Here is a 15,520-nt window from a genome sequence, read left to right as displayed (position 1 = left end):
TTGTGTTACTGCGGTTTTTTTGTTAAGAATTATACCTTAAAGAATTTCCACTTCTTCCGGGATCATAAAGAAAATCAGGCAGCCGTTTTCAGATTTCACGGAATGTTTGAAGGTAGGAGGAGTATATAAATAATCTCCTTTTTTCAACCGGGCTTCAGCAATGATTGCATCGCCCTCCAGTATAAACAGTTCTTCGCCTGCAGGATGATTGTGGTAAGGATAGCTTGCTCCGGGTTCGAATTTTAAAAGGATTGTTGTCGACCGGTTTTTTTCCGGATCAAATTTTAAAGATTTTACGAAAATACCCTCGTAATGAATTCCTTTTTCAATTAAAGGCTGCCATTCTTTTTGCTCTGTTTTTACGATGTAATCGTGGATGTTTGTGTTCATGATAATATATTTTAATTGTTATTTAAAAACTCTTCTAAAGTCCATTTATAATTTGGAAAAGTACTTAATACATAGGCTCCGGCACTGAATACAAAAACAGAATAGTCCAGAGGTTCCTTTAAACCAAAAGAAATACTCATGGCAACTGCAAATAATAAAGTAAGAACGGAAGCACAGAAAGCTGTTTTATGTATTTGATAACCTACAAGAAGTAAAAAGCCTATCAAAACCTCTGCAGCCGTTGACGTTATTGCAATAGCCGGAGCGAATGATTGGGGTAAAAAAGAATTGGTCTCAGCAGTATAACTGACAAAATTTTTCCAGCCTGAAGACTGAGCTCCCCAAAAGCCTAACCTGCTCGCCGTAGCTGATAAAAAACCGGCAGCCAATGTTATTCTTAAAAGGAAGACGGCGATGTCTTGTTGGGTTTTCATACTTATAATTTTATATGATTAATTACAAGTACAAAGTTCAGCGAAAGCTGTGTCCTAAAGAATAGACAATTTAATGAAAAGCATGTAATATTTAATTTTGGTAGCTATATACCATTTTACACTTATTTTTTCTTGCTTCTTTGATCGGTTTTTATCGCAAAGAAAATGATGAGTCGAACCTATTAAGGTGAGCAAAGTTTTTTAATCTATTAAAATAGATTTTCAAAGGAATGCTTCATAGCAGTTTTGCTGCTTTTCTTTGCTTTTCTTAAGATATCGCAATCAGATTTTAAAAGCTTTGCGTTAATAAAAAAATGATGGGTGTAAAATGGTATATAGTTGCCTTAATTTTTTACTGCCTTTTGATAATCCTTCGGTGACTGCGAAGTATGCTTTTTAAAGAAGTTGGAAAAATAAAAAGGATCATTAAAGCCAAGTCGGTAAGCAATTTCCTTTACAGAGAACTTTTCGTAAAGCAAAAGTCTTTTGGCCTCGGAAATAATAAGGCTATACACCACATTTTGGGCAGTTTTATTGGTATGCAGTTTTGAAACTTCATTCAGCTTGGCCTCTGTGGTTGCCAGTAAATCAGCAAATCGGGATACCGGATAATTGTTTTGAAAATGAGTGCGTACGCTTTCCAGAAATTTTAAGAATAAGGCATCCGGTTTCCAGATCTCATCCCCGTTTGCAATTTTACTGCGGTTGATTTCTATCAATAATAATTCCACTAAAGAATGGGTGGAAATCAGATATTGATAAGGTTTTTCCCGAATTTCTTTTTCAATGAGATCCAGTGTTTCTGAAAAAAAATCCGGATGATGAACTGTAATCATTTCGTTCATCCCGAAGTGGCAGAATAATCCGTTGTGAAAAATAAGTTCAATGTCACTGTCATTTTTACAAAAGAAATCGAGTGTAAATTCAAGGGCAGTAAGCTCTCCTTCCACTGATCTTAACTGATGAAACTGTCCCGAAGTAATCGTTACGGTCTGGTTGGCTTTGAGAATAAAAATGTTTTCATCAATCAGAATTTCAGCATGACCGTTATTACACCAGAACAGGGTGTATTTGATTACCCTTCTGGGCTCCGGATGTCCTGGCTGGTTTGAATATTTCTTTATTTCAATCATTTTTTGGCGCTTAAAAGCTGAATTTCTATTTTAGTCTAAGATTAAAAGTACATGAATTTACGTATATTTTGCTGAATTGTAATAAACTGTTACAACTTCTTAATAAAATACTTAAATTCGTACCGTATAAAACCCTTAAACAGAATTCAAATGAAATATTCTAAAATTATTATCATTGTTACCTTATTTTTATTCCAGCTTAATTTTGCACAGGAAAAAGCAGATGTTGTTTTAAATAAAGCTGTTACAGAAGCGAAAGCGCAGAAGAAAAACATTCTTTTGGTTTTCCACGCTTCATGGTGCCAGTGGTGTAAACTGATGGAGAAAAATATGAATCTTCCTGAAACCAAGCCTATTTTTGATAAATATTTTGTGACCACCTATCTTGATGTTCAGGAAAGAGGGGAGAAAAAAAGCCTTGAAAATCCGGGCGGACAGGAAATGATGAATAAATTTAAAGGAGAAAAAGCAGGACTTCCTTTCTGGCTGATCCTGAATTCAAATGGCGATCCGCTGATGAATTCTTTCGATGAGAAAGGGGAAAATCTGGGATGCCCTTCAACGCCTCAGGAAGTAGCTTCTTTCCTCGGTAAATTAGAGAAAAGTGCGAAGCTTACCAACGAAGAACTTCAAACCATCCAAAAGGTTTTTGTGAAAAAAGATAAATAAAAAATACCCCGGGCTGAAAAGCCCGGGGTATTTTGTTCCAATTTTAATTCCTGTTAAAGAATATTTCGTCCTGTTTCTGCTGTTCAAGATAGATTTCCTGAAACTGCAAAGGCATATATTCATAAATCATATTCCAATGCTGACTTTTAGAGTGCTTTTTAAAGCTTCCCAAAGATCGGATGAAAAGGTTTTCGATCATTTCTTTCACGTAGGAATTTCCGTTCCTGTAGATCAGCTCCATCAGCTTGACATGATGGCCTATGATATTGATTCTTGACTCCTGTAAAAGATCTCTTAAATAATTAACGGTTGCTTGGATTACCCCTGCAAAATTATTTTGGGTAGACAACTGTGTAATTTCATTTCGGATAGGTGGATAGAAAAATTTTAAATAATCAATAGCTATTTTTTGATTAATAGTTTGCATTTGTTCGTTCTTCATAATTAATATTTTTCAAAACATTTTTATTGCCGCGAAAACTGTACCAAACTTACAGGCAGGCCGCAAAAATAAATACACCGATAATAACGGCAATATGGGTTACCCATATCTCAATATTGTGTCTGGAATTCAATGTTTTCCATTGTTTCCAGTCAAATTGTTTTCTGATTTTTGTCTTCATAATAATGGTATTTTTGTAATGAAATAGTTTAAAAATGTAATGAAAAAAATAAGCTTGCTTCTTCCTGATCTGACGAAATGTTCATGACCAGCCGGAAATATCGGACATTACATGCCATGTTGGTAGATCTGTCTTGAATACACCTTCTGCAGATCTTTGGAAATATGACGGAAAATCGTTTTTTTATATTCTTCACTGCAAAATGCGGTAAAATGGTCAAGAGAATAGATAAAAGTACTTTCAACCGCATTCTTAAGCAAAGTATCGCCGTTTTTATAAATGGCATTCATCTTTTTTAAACCTCTGATTAATAATTCTTTTTCATTCTGACGGACCATGTTTTTGATGTGATCTGTTAATGTCCGGATGACACTGAAAGAATTTTGTGTCTTATGTTCTTTCAGTTCATTTTGAATCTCAGGAATGCTCTTTGTGATTTCCTGAGCGGCTTGTAAATAATTCATATTAATTATGATTGTATTGAAGAATTTTAATGAATGAACCCAAAATAAAAACCAACACAAAAGCCATGAAAAGCATATGATAAGGTTTTAGCCATTTCGGAGTTTTGGGGCCTCTGCTTTTTAATCTTCTCAGCTTATCGATTCTGTTTAAAGTCTTTAGATCCATTTTTTTCTGTTTGAGAATGATGATGCCAAGAATGTTCCTTTAAAGATTTGTTTTGTTTAATGTATTGTATTTCAGTATGTTATTCGTTTTGTTTGTGCTTTTAGAAGTTGAAAAAGTATTTCAAAATGATAAGGCTTTTATCAGAATGAAATGCTGTTTATTGTTTGAGATAATTAATATCTTTGCAATCCATAAAAATCAAAAATGTTTTCAAAAATTATAGTACACAGAGTAGGTAACAAAATCAACGGTGAATCTTTAATCCTGTCGCAGGAAGAGCTGGAGCTGGATGAAGGGATGGCAGAATTGCTTGAAAATTATTTTTTAGGTTCTTTCAAATCTGAGGAAACGTTCCATTTTTACAGTGATTCCTATCTGGTGAATAACCCTGTTTACAGTTCTGTATCTGAAATTTTTGATGATAAAGCCAAATTTCTGTGGGAATCTGAAAATATTGCAAAGCATCTTTTTGAAGCCGCTGAAAACCCTAGAGTGCAGGGTGGAGAATTGTTTATCGTCTATTTTGAAGATGAAAGAGAAGGCACTGAAAAAGTAGACAAAATCGGAATTTTTAAAACTGAGAAAAGAGAATCTTTCTTAAAAATTTTCCCTAAAAATGAAACTTTTGAACTTGAAAAAGATCAGGGAATCGGTTTGTCTAAAATTGATAAAGCGGCTCTGATTTATAATAATGATAAGGAAACCGGATACGTACTTTCTGTTGTAGATAACAACAAAAATGGAGATATGTATTATTGGTTCGAGGATTTCTTAAAGGTGAAACAACGTGACGATGAATATTTTCATACCCAGGAAGCTTTGATGGTTTATAAAGATTATATCACCAAACAGCTTCCGCAGGAGTTTGAAGTTTCAAAGGCAGACCAGGCAGATTTTTTAAACAAATCAATTAATTTCTTCAAGGAAAAAGAAGAGTTTAAGCTGGATGAATTTGCAAGTGAAGTTTTGGGCGATGAACATGTGATCGAAAGTTTTAATAATTTTAAGACAGATTACGAACAGGATATGCAGATCAATATTGCGGAAGAATTTCCTATCAGCGAAGCGGCAGTAAAAAAGACCCAGCGACATTTTAAAAGCATCATCAAATTAGATAAGAACTTCCACATCTACATCCACGGAGACCGACAAATGATCGCGCAGGGACAGGATGAAAAAGGAAAATATTATATGCTTTATTTTGATAAAGAGGTTTAATATAGGATAAGTAAAAAGGCGAAAAGGCTGATGGGCTGATTTGTCTTTTTGCTTTTTCACCTCTTCATTCTTTTACAAAAAAGGGAAGTTTACTAAAAATAAAAGGCTAACCGGCAAATGCTTGTTAGCCATCCTTTTTGTATTAATTTATTTCTTTCTGAAAAACAAGGCTCTGTTGTATTCATAATTCATTCTGGCGATATTCAGGACTGAGATTCCCTGCGGACATTCAACTTCACAGGCTTCCGTATTGGAACAGTGCCCGAATAATTCATGATCCATCTGTTTTACCATATTGAGAACCCGCTCGCTTCTTTCTTCTTTTCCCTGTGGCAGCAATACCATATGGGTAATTTTAGCAGACATAAATAAAGCGGCGCTGGCATTTTTGCAGGTGGCCACACAGGCACCACATCCGATGCAGGCTGCCGAATCAAAAGCCTCTTCGGCAAGCTGATGGGTAACGGCAATAGCAGTCGCATCGGGGGCCTGCCCGGTATTGACAGAAACAAAACCTCCTGACGAAATAATCCGGTCAAATGCAGAGCGGTCTACTTTTAAATCTTTCTTCACGGGAAATGCTTCTGCCCTGAAAGGTTCTATCACAACCGTTTCACCATCTTTAAAAGAACGTAAATGAAGCTGGCAGGTTGTCGTATGTTTCAGAGGGCCGTGAGCCAGACCGTTGATCATCATTCCACATTGGCCACAAATTCCTTCCCGGCAGTCATGATCGAATTCCACAGGCTCTTCACCTTCAGTGATGAGTTTTTCATTCAGCGTATCCAGCATTTCCAGAAAAGACATGTGCGGATTCAGGTCTTTCAGATCATAATTCACCAGTTTTCCTTCAGTCCGGCGGTCTTTCTGTCTCCATATTTTAAGATGTAAATCCATAACTTTTTGTTTATTTGTAGCTTCTTACGGTAGGTTGTATTTCTTCAAAAACCAAAGGTTCCCTGATCAGTTCAGGTTCGTTGTTTTCGCCTGTCCATGCCCAGGCAGAAATGAATTGGTATTCCACATCATTTCTCAGAGCTTCACCGTCCGGTGTCTGAAACTCTTCCCGGAAATGTGCTCCACAGGATTCGTTCCGGGTTAAAGCATCGTAACACATCAGTTCTCCGATCTCAAAATAATCGGCAACACGTCCGGCTTTTTCCAGCTCTGTATTCATCGCGTCTCCCTGTCCGGAAACTCTGACCTCCCTGTAAAATTCTTGTTTGAGTTTTCTTATTTCTTCAATCGCATATTGTAAACCTTCTTTATTTCTCGCCAAACCACAATAATCATAAAGTAGCTTGCCTAATGTTTTGTGAAAATAATCCACGGTTTTTGTCCCGTTGATGCGGATGAATCCTTCGATCTGTTTTTTGACGGTATCTTCTGCTTTTTCAAACTCAGGACCTTCCGTTGAGATTTTTCCGGTGTGAATTTCATCAGACAGATAATTGGCAATCGTATACGGAGCAATAAAATACCCGTCAACTGAAGCTTGTAGCAATGAGTTGGCTCCCAGTCTGTTGGCTCCGTGATCTGCAAAATTAGCTTCTCCTAATGCAAACAATCCGGGAATGGTCGTCATCAGTTCGTAATCTACCCATAAACCTCCCATTGAAAAGTGGGCGGAAGGCGAGATCATCATTGGTTCCTTATATGCATCATATCCGGTGATTTTTAAATACATATCAAATAAGTTTCCATATTTTTCCTGGATTTTTTCTTTTCCCTGTTCTTTTATTGCTTTGGAAAAATCAAGATAAACCGCATTTTTTAAAGGGCCGATTCCAAATCCGGCATCAATTCTCTCTTTGGCAGCCCGGGAAGAAATATCTCTAGGAGCTAAATTTCCAAAAGCAGGATATTTTCTTTCAAGGTAATAATCCCGTTCATCTTCAGGAATATCATTGGCCGGTCTGGTTTCATTTTGTTTCAACGGAACCCAGATCCTTCCGTCATTACGTAACGATTCTGACATTAAGGTCAGCTTAGACTGATAATCCCCGGATTGTGGCAGGGAAGTGGGATGCACCTGAATCCAGCTCGGGGAAGCCATCAAAGCCCCTTTTTTATGGGCTCTCCAGATCGCAGAGCCGTTACAGCCCATTGCTAATGTTGATAAATAATAGATTTTTCCGTAGCCTCCGGTTGCCAAAACAACAACGTGAGCAGCATGTCTTTCTATTTCTCCGGTATCCAAATTGCGGACGATAATGCCTCTTGCCTTTCCGTCGATGACTACCAGGTCAAGCATTTCGTGTCTCGAAAATAATTGTACCGTTTTTTTGCCGACCTGCCGCATTAAAGCCTGATAAGCTCCCAGAAGCAATTGCTGTCCCGTTTGTCCTCTTGCATAAAATGTACGGCTTACCTGAACACCCCCAAAAGAACGGTTGTTAAGATAACCGCCATACTCGCGTCCAAACGGAACGCCCTGTGCAACGGCCTGATCGATGAGGTTTAAAGAGCATTCAGCCATACGGTAAACATTCGCTTCACGGGCCCTGAAATCTCCGCCTTTCAAAGTATCTGCAAACATCCTGTAAACACTGTCACCGTCATTTTTATAGTTTTTGGCAGCATTTACGCCACCTTGAGCTGCTACAGAATGTGCTCTTCTCGGACTGTCCTGAAAACAGAAGGCTTTCACATGATATCCCATCTCACCCAGAGAAGCAGCAATAGAACTTCCTGCCAATCCGGTTCCGACGACAATAACATCCAGCTTTTTGCGGTTGGCGGGGTTGACAAGTTTGGCTTTCTTTTTATAATTATCCCATTTTTGTTCTAATGGTCCTTCCGGTATTTTTGAATCTAAAATCATTGTTCATCAATTTTAATTAGCGGTAAAGAATACATAAATCGGCATTAGGGCAAAACCCAGACTGATGATCACGGAATAAGCAATTCCAAAGGTTTTAAACCACTTCACAAACTTCGGATGATACAGTCCCAGAGTTCTGACTGCGCTATGAATTCCATGGATAAGATGATAACACAAGGCAGCCATCGAAAGCACATAAATAATTACGTACCACCATTCTTTGAATACTGCTACCACGAGAATATATAAATCTTTGTTTCCGTTTTCATCTAAGGGCGGAGTTCCGAATTTATAGACATACCAGAAGTTCTGGAAATGAATAACCAGGAAAATCAAAATCAATGTTCCCAATATCCCCATATTGCGGGAATACCATTTACTGGCTCTTCCTCTTCTGTCAGATTGATAGCTGCCACCGGATCTTTTATTTTTTATCGTAATAATAAAGCCGTCAATGACATGCAGAATAATGCTTGCGTATAAAACATAAGAAACGATTTTAATCACAATGTTTCCCGACAGAAAATGAGAATAGGCATTAAACTGTAAATGAGCCTGTTCCTGAGGAAGGAATAACTGAAGGTTTCCCAGAAGTGAATCAAAAGAAAAAAGCTCAGAAAAAGCCCTGTAAGGCAAATCAGCATTTTCCGGGATAGGGTAGACAGCATAATTTTGATCTTTATGGGTTAATAATATCCTAAAATTTTCATCCAGAGTCCGCCTACGACCATGTAGATAATCAGTAAGACAATTCCTATTTCAAGACCTCTCAGCCACCACGCTTTCAGGTCTACATATCCGCTTCCGAAGAATACCGGAGCCGGGCCGTGGCCATAATGGGTAAGAACTCCATAAATAGATCCCAAGAACCCAAGCATCATAGCCAGTAACATCGGCGGAATCCCTACTGCAACTCCAACTCCCAATAAAGCAGCATACATGGCGGCAACGTGAGCAGTGGCACTTGCAAATATATAATGACTGAAAAAATAGACGAGAATAATAACCGGGAAGGCCAATGTCCAGGTCATTCCACCGATTTTCATTTTGATTAAATTACTGAACCAGCCGATAAATCCAAGTTCATTAAGGGAGCTTGCCATCATGACTAAAACAGCAAACCAGACAATGGTATCCCAGGCTCCTTTTTCAGCTTTTACATCTTCCCAGGTTAAAACGGATGTCAATAAAAGCAGGGTTAATCCGATGAAAGCAGTGGTTGTAGCATCAATAGAAAGCGTTCCACCGAATATCCAAAGGGCTAATAAAATAAAAAATGCAAGCAACATCAGCCATTCGTTTTTAGAAATAGGACCCATTTCTTTAAGTTTCTGAGCTGCCATTTTTGGGGCATCTCCTGTTTTTTTCAGTTCAGGCGGATACAGTTTATATAAAACCAAAGGCACTACAAAAAATGCGACAATGCCCGGAAGAAAACCTGCTGCAGCCCATGACATCCAGGTAATATTGATTCCGAGGTTAGCTGCAAATTTCTGACACATAGGATTACTTGCTGTACCGGTTAAAAACATGGAGGAAGCAATTAAGTTCATATAATAACTGTTCAGGGTCAAAAATGAGCCCAGCTTTCTGTGGGTTTCGGGCTTATCCGGAACAGAATCGAAACTGATCGCCATCGACTTCATAATCGGATAAATAATTCCACCTCCTCTTGCCGTATTACTTGGAATAGCAGGAGCAAGACAAACGTCTGCCAGTCCCAGTCCATAGGCCAATCCTAAAGAACTTTTACCAAAAATCCGGATAAATAAAAAAGCGATTCTGTTTCCTAATCCTGTCTTAATAAAACCTCTGGCGATAAAGAAAGAAATTCCGATCAGCCAGATTACTTTATCACCAAAACCGGAAAGAGCTTTGGTAATTGATTTTCCCGCATCTCCCGGAGCAACAACCTGAGTAAGTGCTGTAAATGCGATTGCCATCATACACATTGTTCCCATGGGTGCCGCTTTTAGAATAATTCCTAAAATCGTTGCTGCAAAAATGGCAAATAAATGCCAGGCATCGGGAGTAACTCCTTCAGGTACGGGAATAAACCATATAATAAGCGCAACGGCAAAGGTTATCGCTATATTTCTAATATTAATTTCTTTCATGATATTAAGTATTTTGTGTTAAAATCTACTCTGTACCTGCACAATGAACAGATTATTATTGTATTGGCTGGTGTTGGCCACCTGGTATTTGTAACGGTCAAACTGTACTCCAAGCTGGATCCTTGCACCGTAATTCTTCAGGAATTCCAAACCGAACATGGGCGTAATGGTTTGTCTCGGGTTTGAGTTTATCCTGAAATTGGTATCAAGATATTCGTAGCGGCAGGATAGTTCGAAGGCACTCAGGTTCCGGTGGTTGATTTCATATCTCAGGTTCGGAAGAAAATAAGCTCCACGGATCAAATAGGCATCGGGATTAGAAGGCCGCAATTCGGGGTCGGCGGCGTTATACAATACATGATTGGTTGCCTGTTTAGCTTCCAGTTGCATATCAAGGCTCCACTTGGGATCAAAATTAACGAGAGCGCTGAGGTCGATACCCAAAGCATACACTTTTTTCCCGAGAACTTCACCGATTCCGCTATTTAATCCCACATTAAAATTATATTTTGGAGCTAGACCAAATACCAGCCTTGTTGAGTACTGTTTTCCATTGTCGTTGTCATTGACCTGGTTTTTTCCGTTTCCATTGACTACAGAAACAGCATATTGAAATGGTATTTCACCTAATTGAAGCTGCCCTGTCGCGGAGAGCCCGATCTGGAAGCTCGTCCAGCCCAGTTTTCCAAATTCGGTGTACTGATTGGACCAGTCCAGAGATTTGATAATGTCAATAGGATAGGTTTCTTCAATTCCGAACCATGGCCGGAACTGTCCCACGGTAAAAGCCAGTTTGGGATTGAAAGTATATTTAAGATAGGCATTTTCAAGAACTCTGCTTTTAGGGTCATTTTTAAAATCGGCAAGGTTGGCCAGAACCACTACTTCCGTACGTTTACTGATCTGTGCACGAACCTGAACCCTCATATATTTCACCATAAAATTATTATCGGTTCCTGATCCGTCTGCATGATGAAGGCCATTTACATCTACATCTTTGGCCATCCCTACCAGATAACGGGCCTGGAAAAGACCTTTAATCTGGAGCACGGGATATTTTACATTATCGGTTTGTTGGGTTTGTATTGAGTCTTTCACCTGTGCATTGGCTGATATACAAAATAGCATACCGCAAAACAGCAGGTTTCTTTTTTTTGTGAGAAAAAGAGCCATAATTTTTGTATTTTAATAAGTAGCTTGATATGGATTCCATAATTCTGTTGAAAGGATCTGTGTAAAGAAAATTGACGGGAACTTTTTCATGGTAATAATTATTTAAGCGTGACTGAAATTATCTTGAAAAAAGATTGTGAAATCTTTAAAGTTTTAATTATTTTCATTATTTGGTGATATAAATTTAATAAATTTTGTTTAATTAACAGAATTATTTAAAATATTAATATATAATTCATGCTAATAATCATATTTGGTGATTATCATGTTTATTCATGCAAAATTTTTTGTATATTTTAGATAATTCCTTATTGTGATTTGTTTTTAAGATGTTGAATAAAAGGGTATTAGTTTTAGGTGTTTTTAATAGAAACAATGTTAAATAAACCAGATCTCGGCCTTTAACAGAATTGGTACCACAAAATACTACACCTTTAAAAAATTCGTTATATTTGATAGATTTTTAGAATATTATGAATTTTGTAGATTGTCATGAAGAGCCCATCCATATCCCTGGGTATATACAAAGTTTTGGATACCTGATTGGCATTGACGCAGCATCTCATTCCATTACTTTTTTCAGCGAAAACATTACGGATATATTTGCTATCGAAGACAAGGAACAGCTTTTCGATAAAAAGATTACTGACTTTGCTACAAGTTTTCAGAGTATTATTGATTCAGATATTTATACTTCTTTAGATAAATTTACCAAAAGAGAAAATGAAACTCATTTTGATAAAATTATTATCGGTGAAAAAGAATATCACTTCTCCGTTTTCCGTAATAAAAATTATATTTTCCTTGAATTTGAAAGGGTTCTGGAAAATCCTAATAAAAGAATTTCGAATAAGTATGATAACTTCTATATTGTAGAGGATGCACAGGAAATCTGGGATCAGCTTCTGAATACGCTTTCCAAAATAGTGAATTATGACCGGATGATGGTCTATAAATTTATGATGGATGGTTCCGGAAAAGTGATCGCGGAAAAAAGGAAAGACAATATGGAAAGCTTTCTTGGACTGCATTATCCGGAATCCGATATTCCGAGACAGGCAAGAGAGCTTTATTTGAAAAAGCGGAAAAGAATTTTCAGTGACGTATATGCTGAAACAATTCCTATTTTAAGCAAAACAAAAGAAAGTATTGATCTTACGTTTACTACTTCAAGAGGAATGTCACCTATTCACGGACAGTATATTAAAAATTCAGGGGCATCTTCCAGTTTCAGTATTTCGATTATTCTGGATGATCATCTTTGGGGGCTTGTTACCTGCCAGAATGCTGAGGTAAAGCACATTGATCTTGAAGACAGGGTACAGGCCGGGATCTTTACGGCTCTGGCTTCCAATGCCTATTCTTCTTTTAAATCAAAAAAAGAATTGGAATACCGTCTGGATTTAAATAAGAAATCTTCACAGCTAAAATCGGAATTTTTAAAGCATAACAGCTTATTTGATTCTTTGGTTGAAAGTAAGACAGAGATTAAAAATCTGCCTGAAGCGGACGGACTTGTCATTATTTCAGATGATCAGATGGTTACGGAAGGAATTACTCCTAAAAATGATATCATTGATCAAATTGCTCAATGGGGACTTGAAAATACAGAGGAAAGTATCTATATCAACCGAAGCTTCCTGAAAGAATATGGAAGTAATTTCGGGCTGAACGAAGATACTGCAGGAATCATTATTTATTTTATTGAAAGAAACAAAAAGGAAATGCTGATCTGGTTCCGTAAGGAATTTGATGAGCACATCAACTGGGCAGGAAATCCGGAGAAGAAAATCGGGGTGTTTTCCCAGGACGGAAAAGAAAAACAAATTGTTTCTCCGAGAACATCTTTTGAAACTTTTACGGAGAATATTAAAGGACATTCCAAAAGATGGAATTCCAGGAATATAAGCGCAGTGCAGGCGATCCGGGATGTAATCCTGGAAACTTCGCATAAACAATACAATACCATCAAGCAGTTGAATGACCAGCTTAAAAAAGTAAATGAAGAGCTGGACAGTTTTTCTTATACCATTTCCCATGATCTGGGAACTCCTTTAACGGTGATGAAACTGAATGCACAGATGCTTTTGAAAAGCCTTACGGACGGCTCTGAAAAAAGTAAAACAAAAATCAACGCTATTATTGAAGAAATTGATGGGATGGCTGAAATGATGCATGATGTACTTCAGCTGAGCCGTGCAAAGCACAGTGAAATTGAACTGGAAAGCCTTCCGACGATTTATACTATTCAAAAGATCTCTGAAAATGCCAAAGTCACATTTGACAGCCCGCACAGTGAAATCATTATCAAAGAATGTCCGGAAGTACTGGCTGATAAAACCATGATGCATCAGGTATTTTTGAATATTATTAATAACGCCGTGAAATATTCTTCCCATAAAGAGCAGCCGAAGATTGAAATTGAAGGTACGGAAAACGGAGAGACCATTATCTACAGAATTTCGGATAACGGAATCGGGATTCCTGAAGAAGAAAAACACAGAATGTTTAAAATTTTCAATAGGATGGATAATGCGAAAAAATTTAAAGGAAATGGGGTCGGTCTTTCAATTGTTCATCGTATTATGAAGCGAATCGGAGGAAATGTTGATTATGAAAGCAATAAAGATGGGACTTCCTTCATTTTAACGTTTAAAAAACCTTAAATTTGGGGAAATTTTAAACCCATAGTATGGTATCGGAATATCTTAAACAAAATACGGCTGAATTTCATGATGCCGCAGAGAAGCTTTTTAACTCTGAAAAAATTTTTAATAAGACTTTCACCCTGGAAGATTATAAAAAGATCATCAATACGAATTATCTGATGCTTCTGCATTCCGAAGATAAAATCTTCAGCAGCCTTTCAGGAAAATTTGCTGAAAAACTTCAATTGGACCAAAGAAAAAAACTGGCTCTTATCGAGAAAGACCTTGAAAGTTTATCAATAGAAAATCAGACGGCTTCTCATCCGCTTGAGATCAATAACGAGCATGAGGCATTGGGAATGATGTATGTGATTGAAGGTTCTACTTTAGGCGGAAATGTGATTGCCAAACAGCTTTCCAAAACGGAAGGTTTTGATGAGGTTACTTTTAATTTCTTCGGATGTTATCAGGAAAAAACGGGCCCGATGTGGAAAAATTTCAAAGAAGTTTTGGATACTGCCGTTACCGAAGAAAACTACAACGAAGTATTATCGGGTGCTAAAAAGCTGTATACGTTTTTACTGAACGTTAACTGATCCGCATGATATCTTACATTCTTAATTTAATTCCCTAAAAATTGCTCAACTTTTCAGGAATTGTTAAATTTGGGAGTCAAAATTAAGACTTAACTAAAAAAATAAATAATTTAAAAAGTATACATTATGAAAGTAACCGTAGTAGGTGCAGGCGCTGTAGGTGCAAGTTGTGCAGAATACATTGCTATGAAAAACTTCTGTTCAGAAGTGGTTTTAGTAGATATTAAAGAAGGTTTTGCTGAAGGTAAGGCAATGGATTTGATGCAGACTGCATCGCTAAACGGATTTGATACCAAAATTACCGGAACAACGGGAGACTATAGCAAAACTGCAGGTTCTCATGTAGCTGTGATCACTTCAGGGATTCCAAGAAAACCGGGGATGACAAGAGAAGAACTGATCGGCATCAATGCAGGAATCGTAAAAGACGTTACTGAAAATTTAGTAAAGCATTCTCCTGACGTTATCATCATCGTGGTTTCTAACCCTATGGATACTATGGCTTATCTGGTACACAAAACTTCAGGCCTTCCGAAAAACAAAATCATCGGAATGGGTGGAGCTCTTGATTCTGCAAGATTCAAATACAGATTGGCTGAAGCTTTAGAAAGCCCTATTTCTGACGTTGACGGAATGGTAATCGCTGCTCACAGTGATACGGGAATGCTTCCATTATTGAGCAAAGCAACAAGAAACGGAGTTCCCGTAACTGAATTCTTAGACGAAGAAAAACAAAAATACGTAATCGAAGAAACTAAAGTAGGTGGTGCTACCCTTACTAAATTATTAGGAACTTCAGCTTGGTATGCACCGGGTGCAGCAGTTTCTGTAATGGTTCAGGCTATCGCTTGCGATCAGAAAAAAATGATCCCTTGTTCTTTAATGCTTGACGGTGAATACGGAGAAAGCGATATCTGCCTTGGTGTTCCTGCAATCATCGGAGCAAACGGTGTAGAAAAAATCGTAAACATCTCTTTAACTGCAGAAGAGCAGGCTAAATTTGCCGAAGCTGCAAAAGCGGTAAGAGAAGTAAACGGAGATCTGAAGTTTTAATCTTATTAGACT

At 37.6% G+C, this 15,520-nt stretch carries 16 protein-coding genes and 1 pseudogene; 5 read left to right on the top strand and 12 right to left on the bottom strand.

Annotation, left to right across the window (positions count from 1 at the left end; all coding sequences use genetic code 11):
- Positions 1-36: 36 nt before the first annotated feature.
- The 3 genes from AB8P06_RS08670 to AB8P06_RS08660 all read right to left on the bottom strand — a co-directional run bounded on the left by AB8P06_RS08670 (position 37) and on the right by AB8P06_RS08660 (position 1,957).
- Positions 37-390 carry a cupin domain-containing protein gene (locus AB8P06_RS08670; RefSeq protein WP_369840528.1) on the bottom strand — a complete coding sequence of 118 codons (354 nt, stop codon included), beginning with the start codon at positions 388-390 and terminating at the stop codon, positions 37-39.
- Between the two features lie 11 nt (positions 391-401).
- Complete coding sequence (locus AB8P06_RS08665) at positions 402-824, bottom strand: DoxX protein (RefSeq protein WP_369840526.1); 423 nt, start codon at positions 822-824, stop codon at positions 402-404.
- A gap of 344 nt (positions 825-1,168) precedes the next feature.
- A complete protein-coding gene (locus AB8P06_RS08660) occupies positions 1,169-1,957 on the bottom strand; it encodes an AraC family transcriptional regulator (protein WP_369840524.1) in 789 nt (262 codons plus the stop codon).
- A 150-nt stretch (positions 1,958-2,107) separates the two neighbouring features.
- Between AB8P06_RS08660 and AB8P06_RS08655 the strand changes: the two genes are divergently transcribed.
- Positions 2,108-2,626 carry a thioredoxin family protein gene (locus AB8P06_RS08655; RefSeq protein ID WP_369840522.1) on the top strand — a complete coding sequence of 173 codons (519 nt, stop codon included), beginning with the start codon at positions 2,108-2,110 and terminating at the stop codon, positions 2,624-2,626.
- A 43-nt stretch (positions 2,627-2,669) separates the two neighbouring features.
- On the opposite strand, the gene AB8P06_RS08650 is transcribed toward AB8P06_RS08655, so the two are convergent.
- The 4 genes from AB8P06_RS08650 to AB8P06_RS08635 form a co-directional block, all read right to left on the bottom strand.
- Positions 2,670-3,068 (bottom strand): DUF7674 family protein, encoded by a 399-nt coding sequence (locus AB8P06_RS08650; protein ID WP_369840520.1) that lies wholly within the window; start codon positions 3,066-3,068, stop codon positions 2,670-2,672.
- Positions 3,069-3,117: 49 nt separating this feature from the next.
- Positions 3,118-3,249 (bottom strand): hypothetical protein, encoded by a 132-nt coding sequence (locus AB8P06_RS08645; RefSeq protein WP_369840518.1) that lies wholly within the window; start codon positions 3,247-3,249, stop codon positions 3,118-3,120.
- A 107-nt stretch (positions 3,250-3,356) separates the two neighbouring features.
- Positions 3,357-3,713 (bottom strand): DUF7674 family protein, encoded by a 357-nt coding sequence (locus AB8P06_RS08640; RefSeq protein WP_369840516.1) that lies wholly within the window; start codon positions 3,711-3,713, stop codon positions 3,357-3,359.
- A gap of 1 nt (position 3,714) precedes the next feature.
- A complete protein-coding gene (locus AB8P06_RS08635; protein WP_369840514.1) occupies positions 3,715-3,879 on the bottom strand; it encodes a hypothetical protein in 165 nt (54 codons plus the stop codon).
- A 204-nt stretch (positions 3,880-4,083) separates the two neighbouring features.
- On the opposite strand from AB8P06_RS08635, the gene AB8P06_RS08630 reads away from it, so the two are divergent.
- Positions 4,084-5,097, top strand: a complete 1,014-nt coding sequence (locus AB8P06_RS08630) for a nucleoid-associated protein (RefSeq protein WP_369840512.1) — start codon at positions 4,084-4,086, stop codon at positions 5,095-5,097.
- A 147-nt stretch (positions 5,098-5,244) separates the two neighbouring features.
- Here AB8P06_RS08630 and AB8P06_RS08625 read toward each other — a convergent pair whose 3' ends face one another.
- The 5 genes and pseudogenes from AB8P06_RS08625 to AB8P06_RS08605 all read right to left on the bottom strand — a co-directional run bounded on the left by AB8P06_RS08625 (position 5,245) and on the right by AB8P06_RS08605 (position 11,211).
- The gene (locus AB8P06_RS08625; RefSeq protein ID WP_369840510.1) at positions 5,245-5,994 is read right to left on the bottom strand and encodes a succinate dehydrogenase/fumarate reductase iron-sulfur subunit; all 750 of its coding nucleotides are present in this window, start codon (positions 5,992-5,994) and stop codon (positions 5,245-5,247) included.
- 10 nt (positions 5,995-6,004) lie between these two features.
- Entirely contained in the window at positions 6,005-7,921 is a 1,917-nt protein-coding gene (locus tag AB8P06_RS08620) for a fumarate reductase/succinate dehydrogenase flavoprotein subunit (protein WP_369840508.1), read from the bottom strand.
- A gap of 12 nt (positions 7,922-7,933) precedes the next feature.
- A pseudogene (locus AB8P06_RS08615) lies at positions 7,934-8,589 on the bottom strand (succinate dehydrogenase cytochrome b subunit).
- 18 nt (positions 8,590-8,607) lie between these two features.
- Positions 8,608-10,038: an anion permease gene (locus AB8P06_RS08610; RefSeq protein ID WP_369840506.1), complete on the bottom strand. Its 1,431-nt coding sequence runs from the start codon at positions 10,036-10,038 to the stop codon at positions 8,608-8,610.
- 18 nt (positions 10,039-10,056) lie between these two features.
- Positions 10,057-11,211 (bottom strand): porin, encoded by a 1,155-nt coding sequence (locus AB8P06_RS08605; RefSeq protein ID WP_369840504.1) that lies wholly within the window; start codon positions 11,209-11,211, stop codon positions 10,057-10,059.
- Between the two features lie 473 nt (positions 11,212-11,684).
- Here AB8P06_RS08605 and AB8P06_RS08600 point away from each other — a divergent pair, with 473 nt between their 5' ends.
- The 3 genes from AB8P06_RS08600 to AB8P06_RS08590 all read left to right on the top strand — a co-directional run bounded on the left by AB8P06_RS08600 (position 11,685) and on the right by AB8P06_RS08590 (position 15,508).
- A complete protein-coding gene (locus AB8P06_RS08600; RefSeq protein WP_369840502.1) occupies positions 11,685-13,877 on the top strand; it encodes an ATP-binding protein in 2,193 nt (730 codons plus the stop codon).
- A gap of 26 nt (positions 13,878-13,903) precedes the next feature.
- On the top strand, positions 13,904-14,455 hold the full coding sequence (locus tag AB8P06_RS08595) for a biliverdin-producing heme oxygenase (RefSeq protein ID WP_369840500.1): 552 nt from the start codon (positions 13,904-13,906) through the stop codon (positions 14,453-14,455).
- Between the two features lie 126 nt (positions 14,456-14,581).
- Positions 14,582-15,508: a malate dehydrogenase gene (locus tag AB8P06_RS08590; RefSeq protein WP_007840601.1), complete on the top strand. Its 927-nt coding sequence runs from the start codon at positions 14,582-14,584 to the stop codon at positions 15,506-15,508.
- The last annotated feature ends 12 nt before the right edge of the window (positions 15,509-15,520 follow it).

The sequence above is a fragment of the Chryseobacterium tongliaonense genome, from assembly GCF_041224435.1.
GTDB lineage: Bacteria > Bacteroidota > Bacteroidia > Flavobacteriales > Weeksellaceae > Chryseobacterium > Chryseobacterium tongliaoense.
The sequence above is the reverse complement of the archived record's forward strand: the minus strand, read 5'-3'. Positions and strand labels throughout refer to the sequence as shown.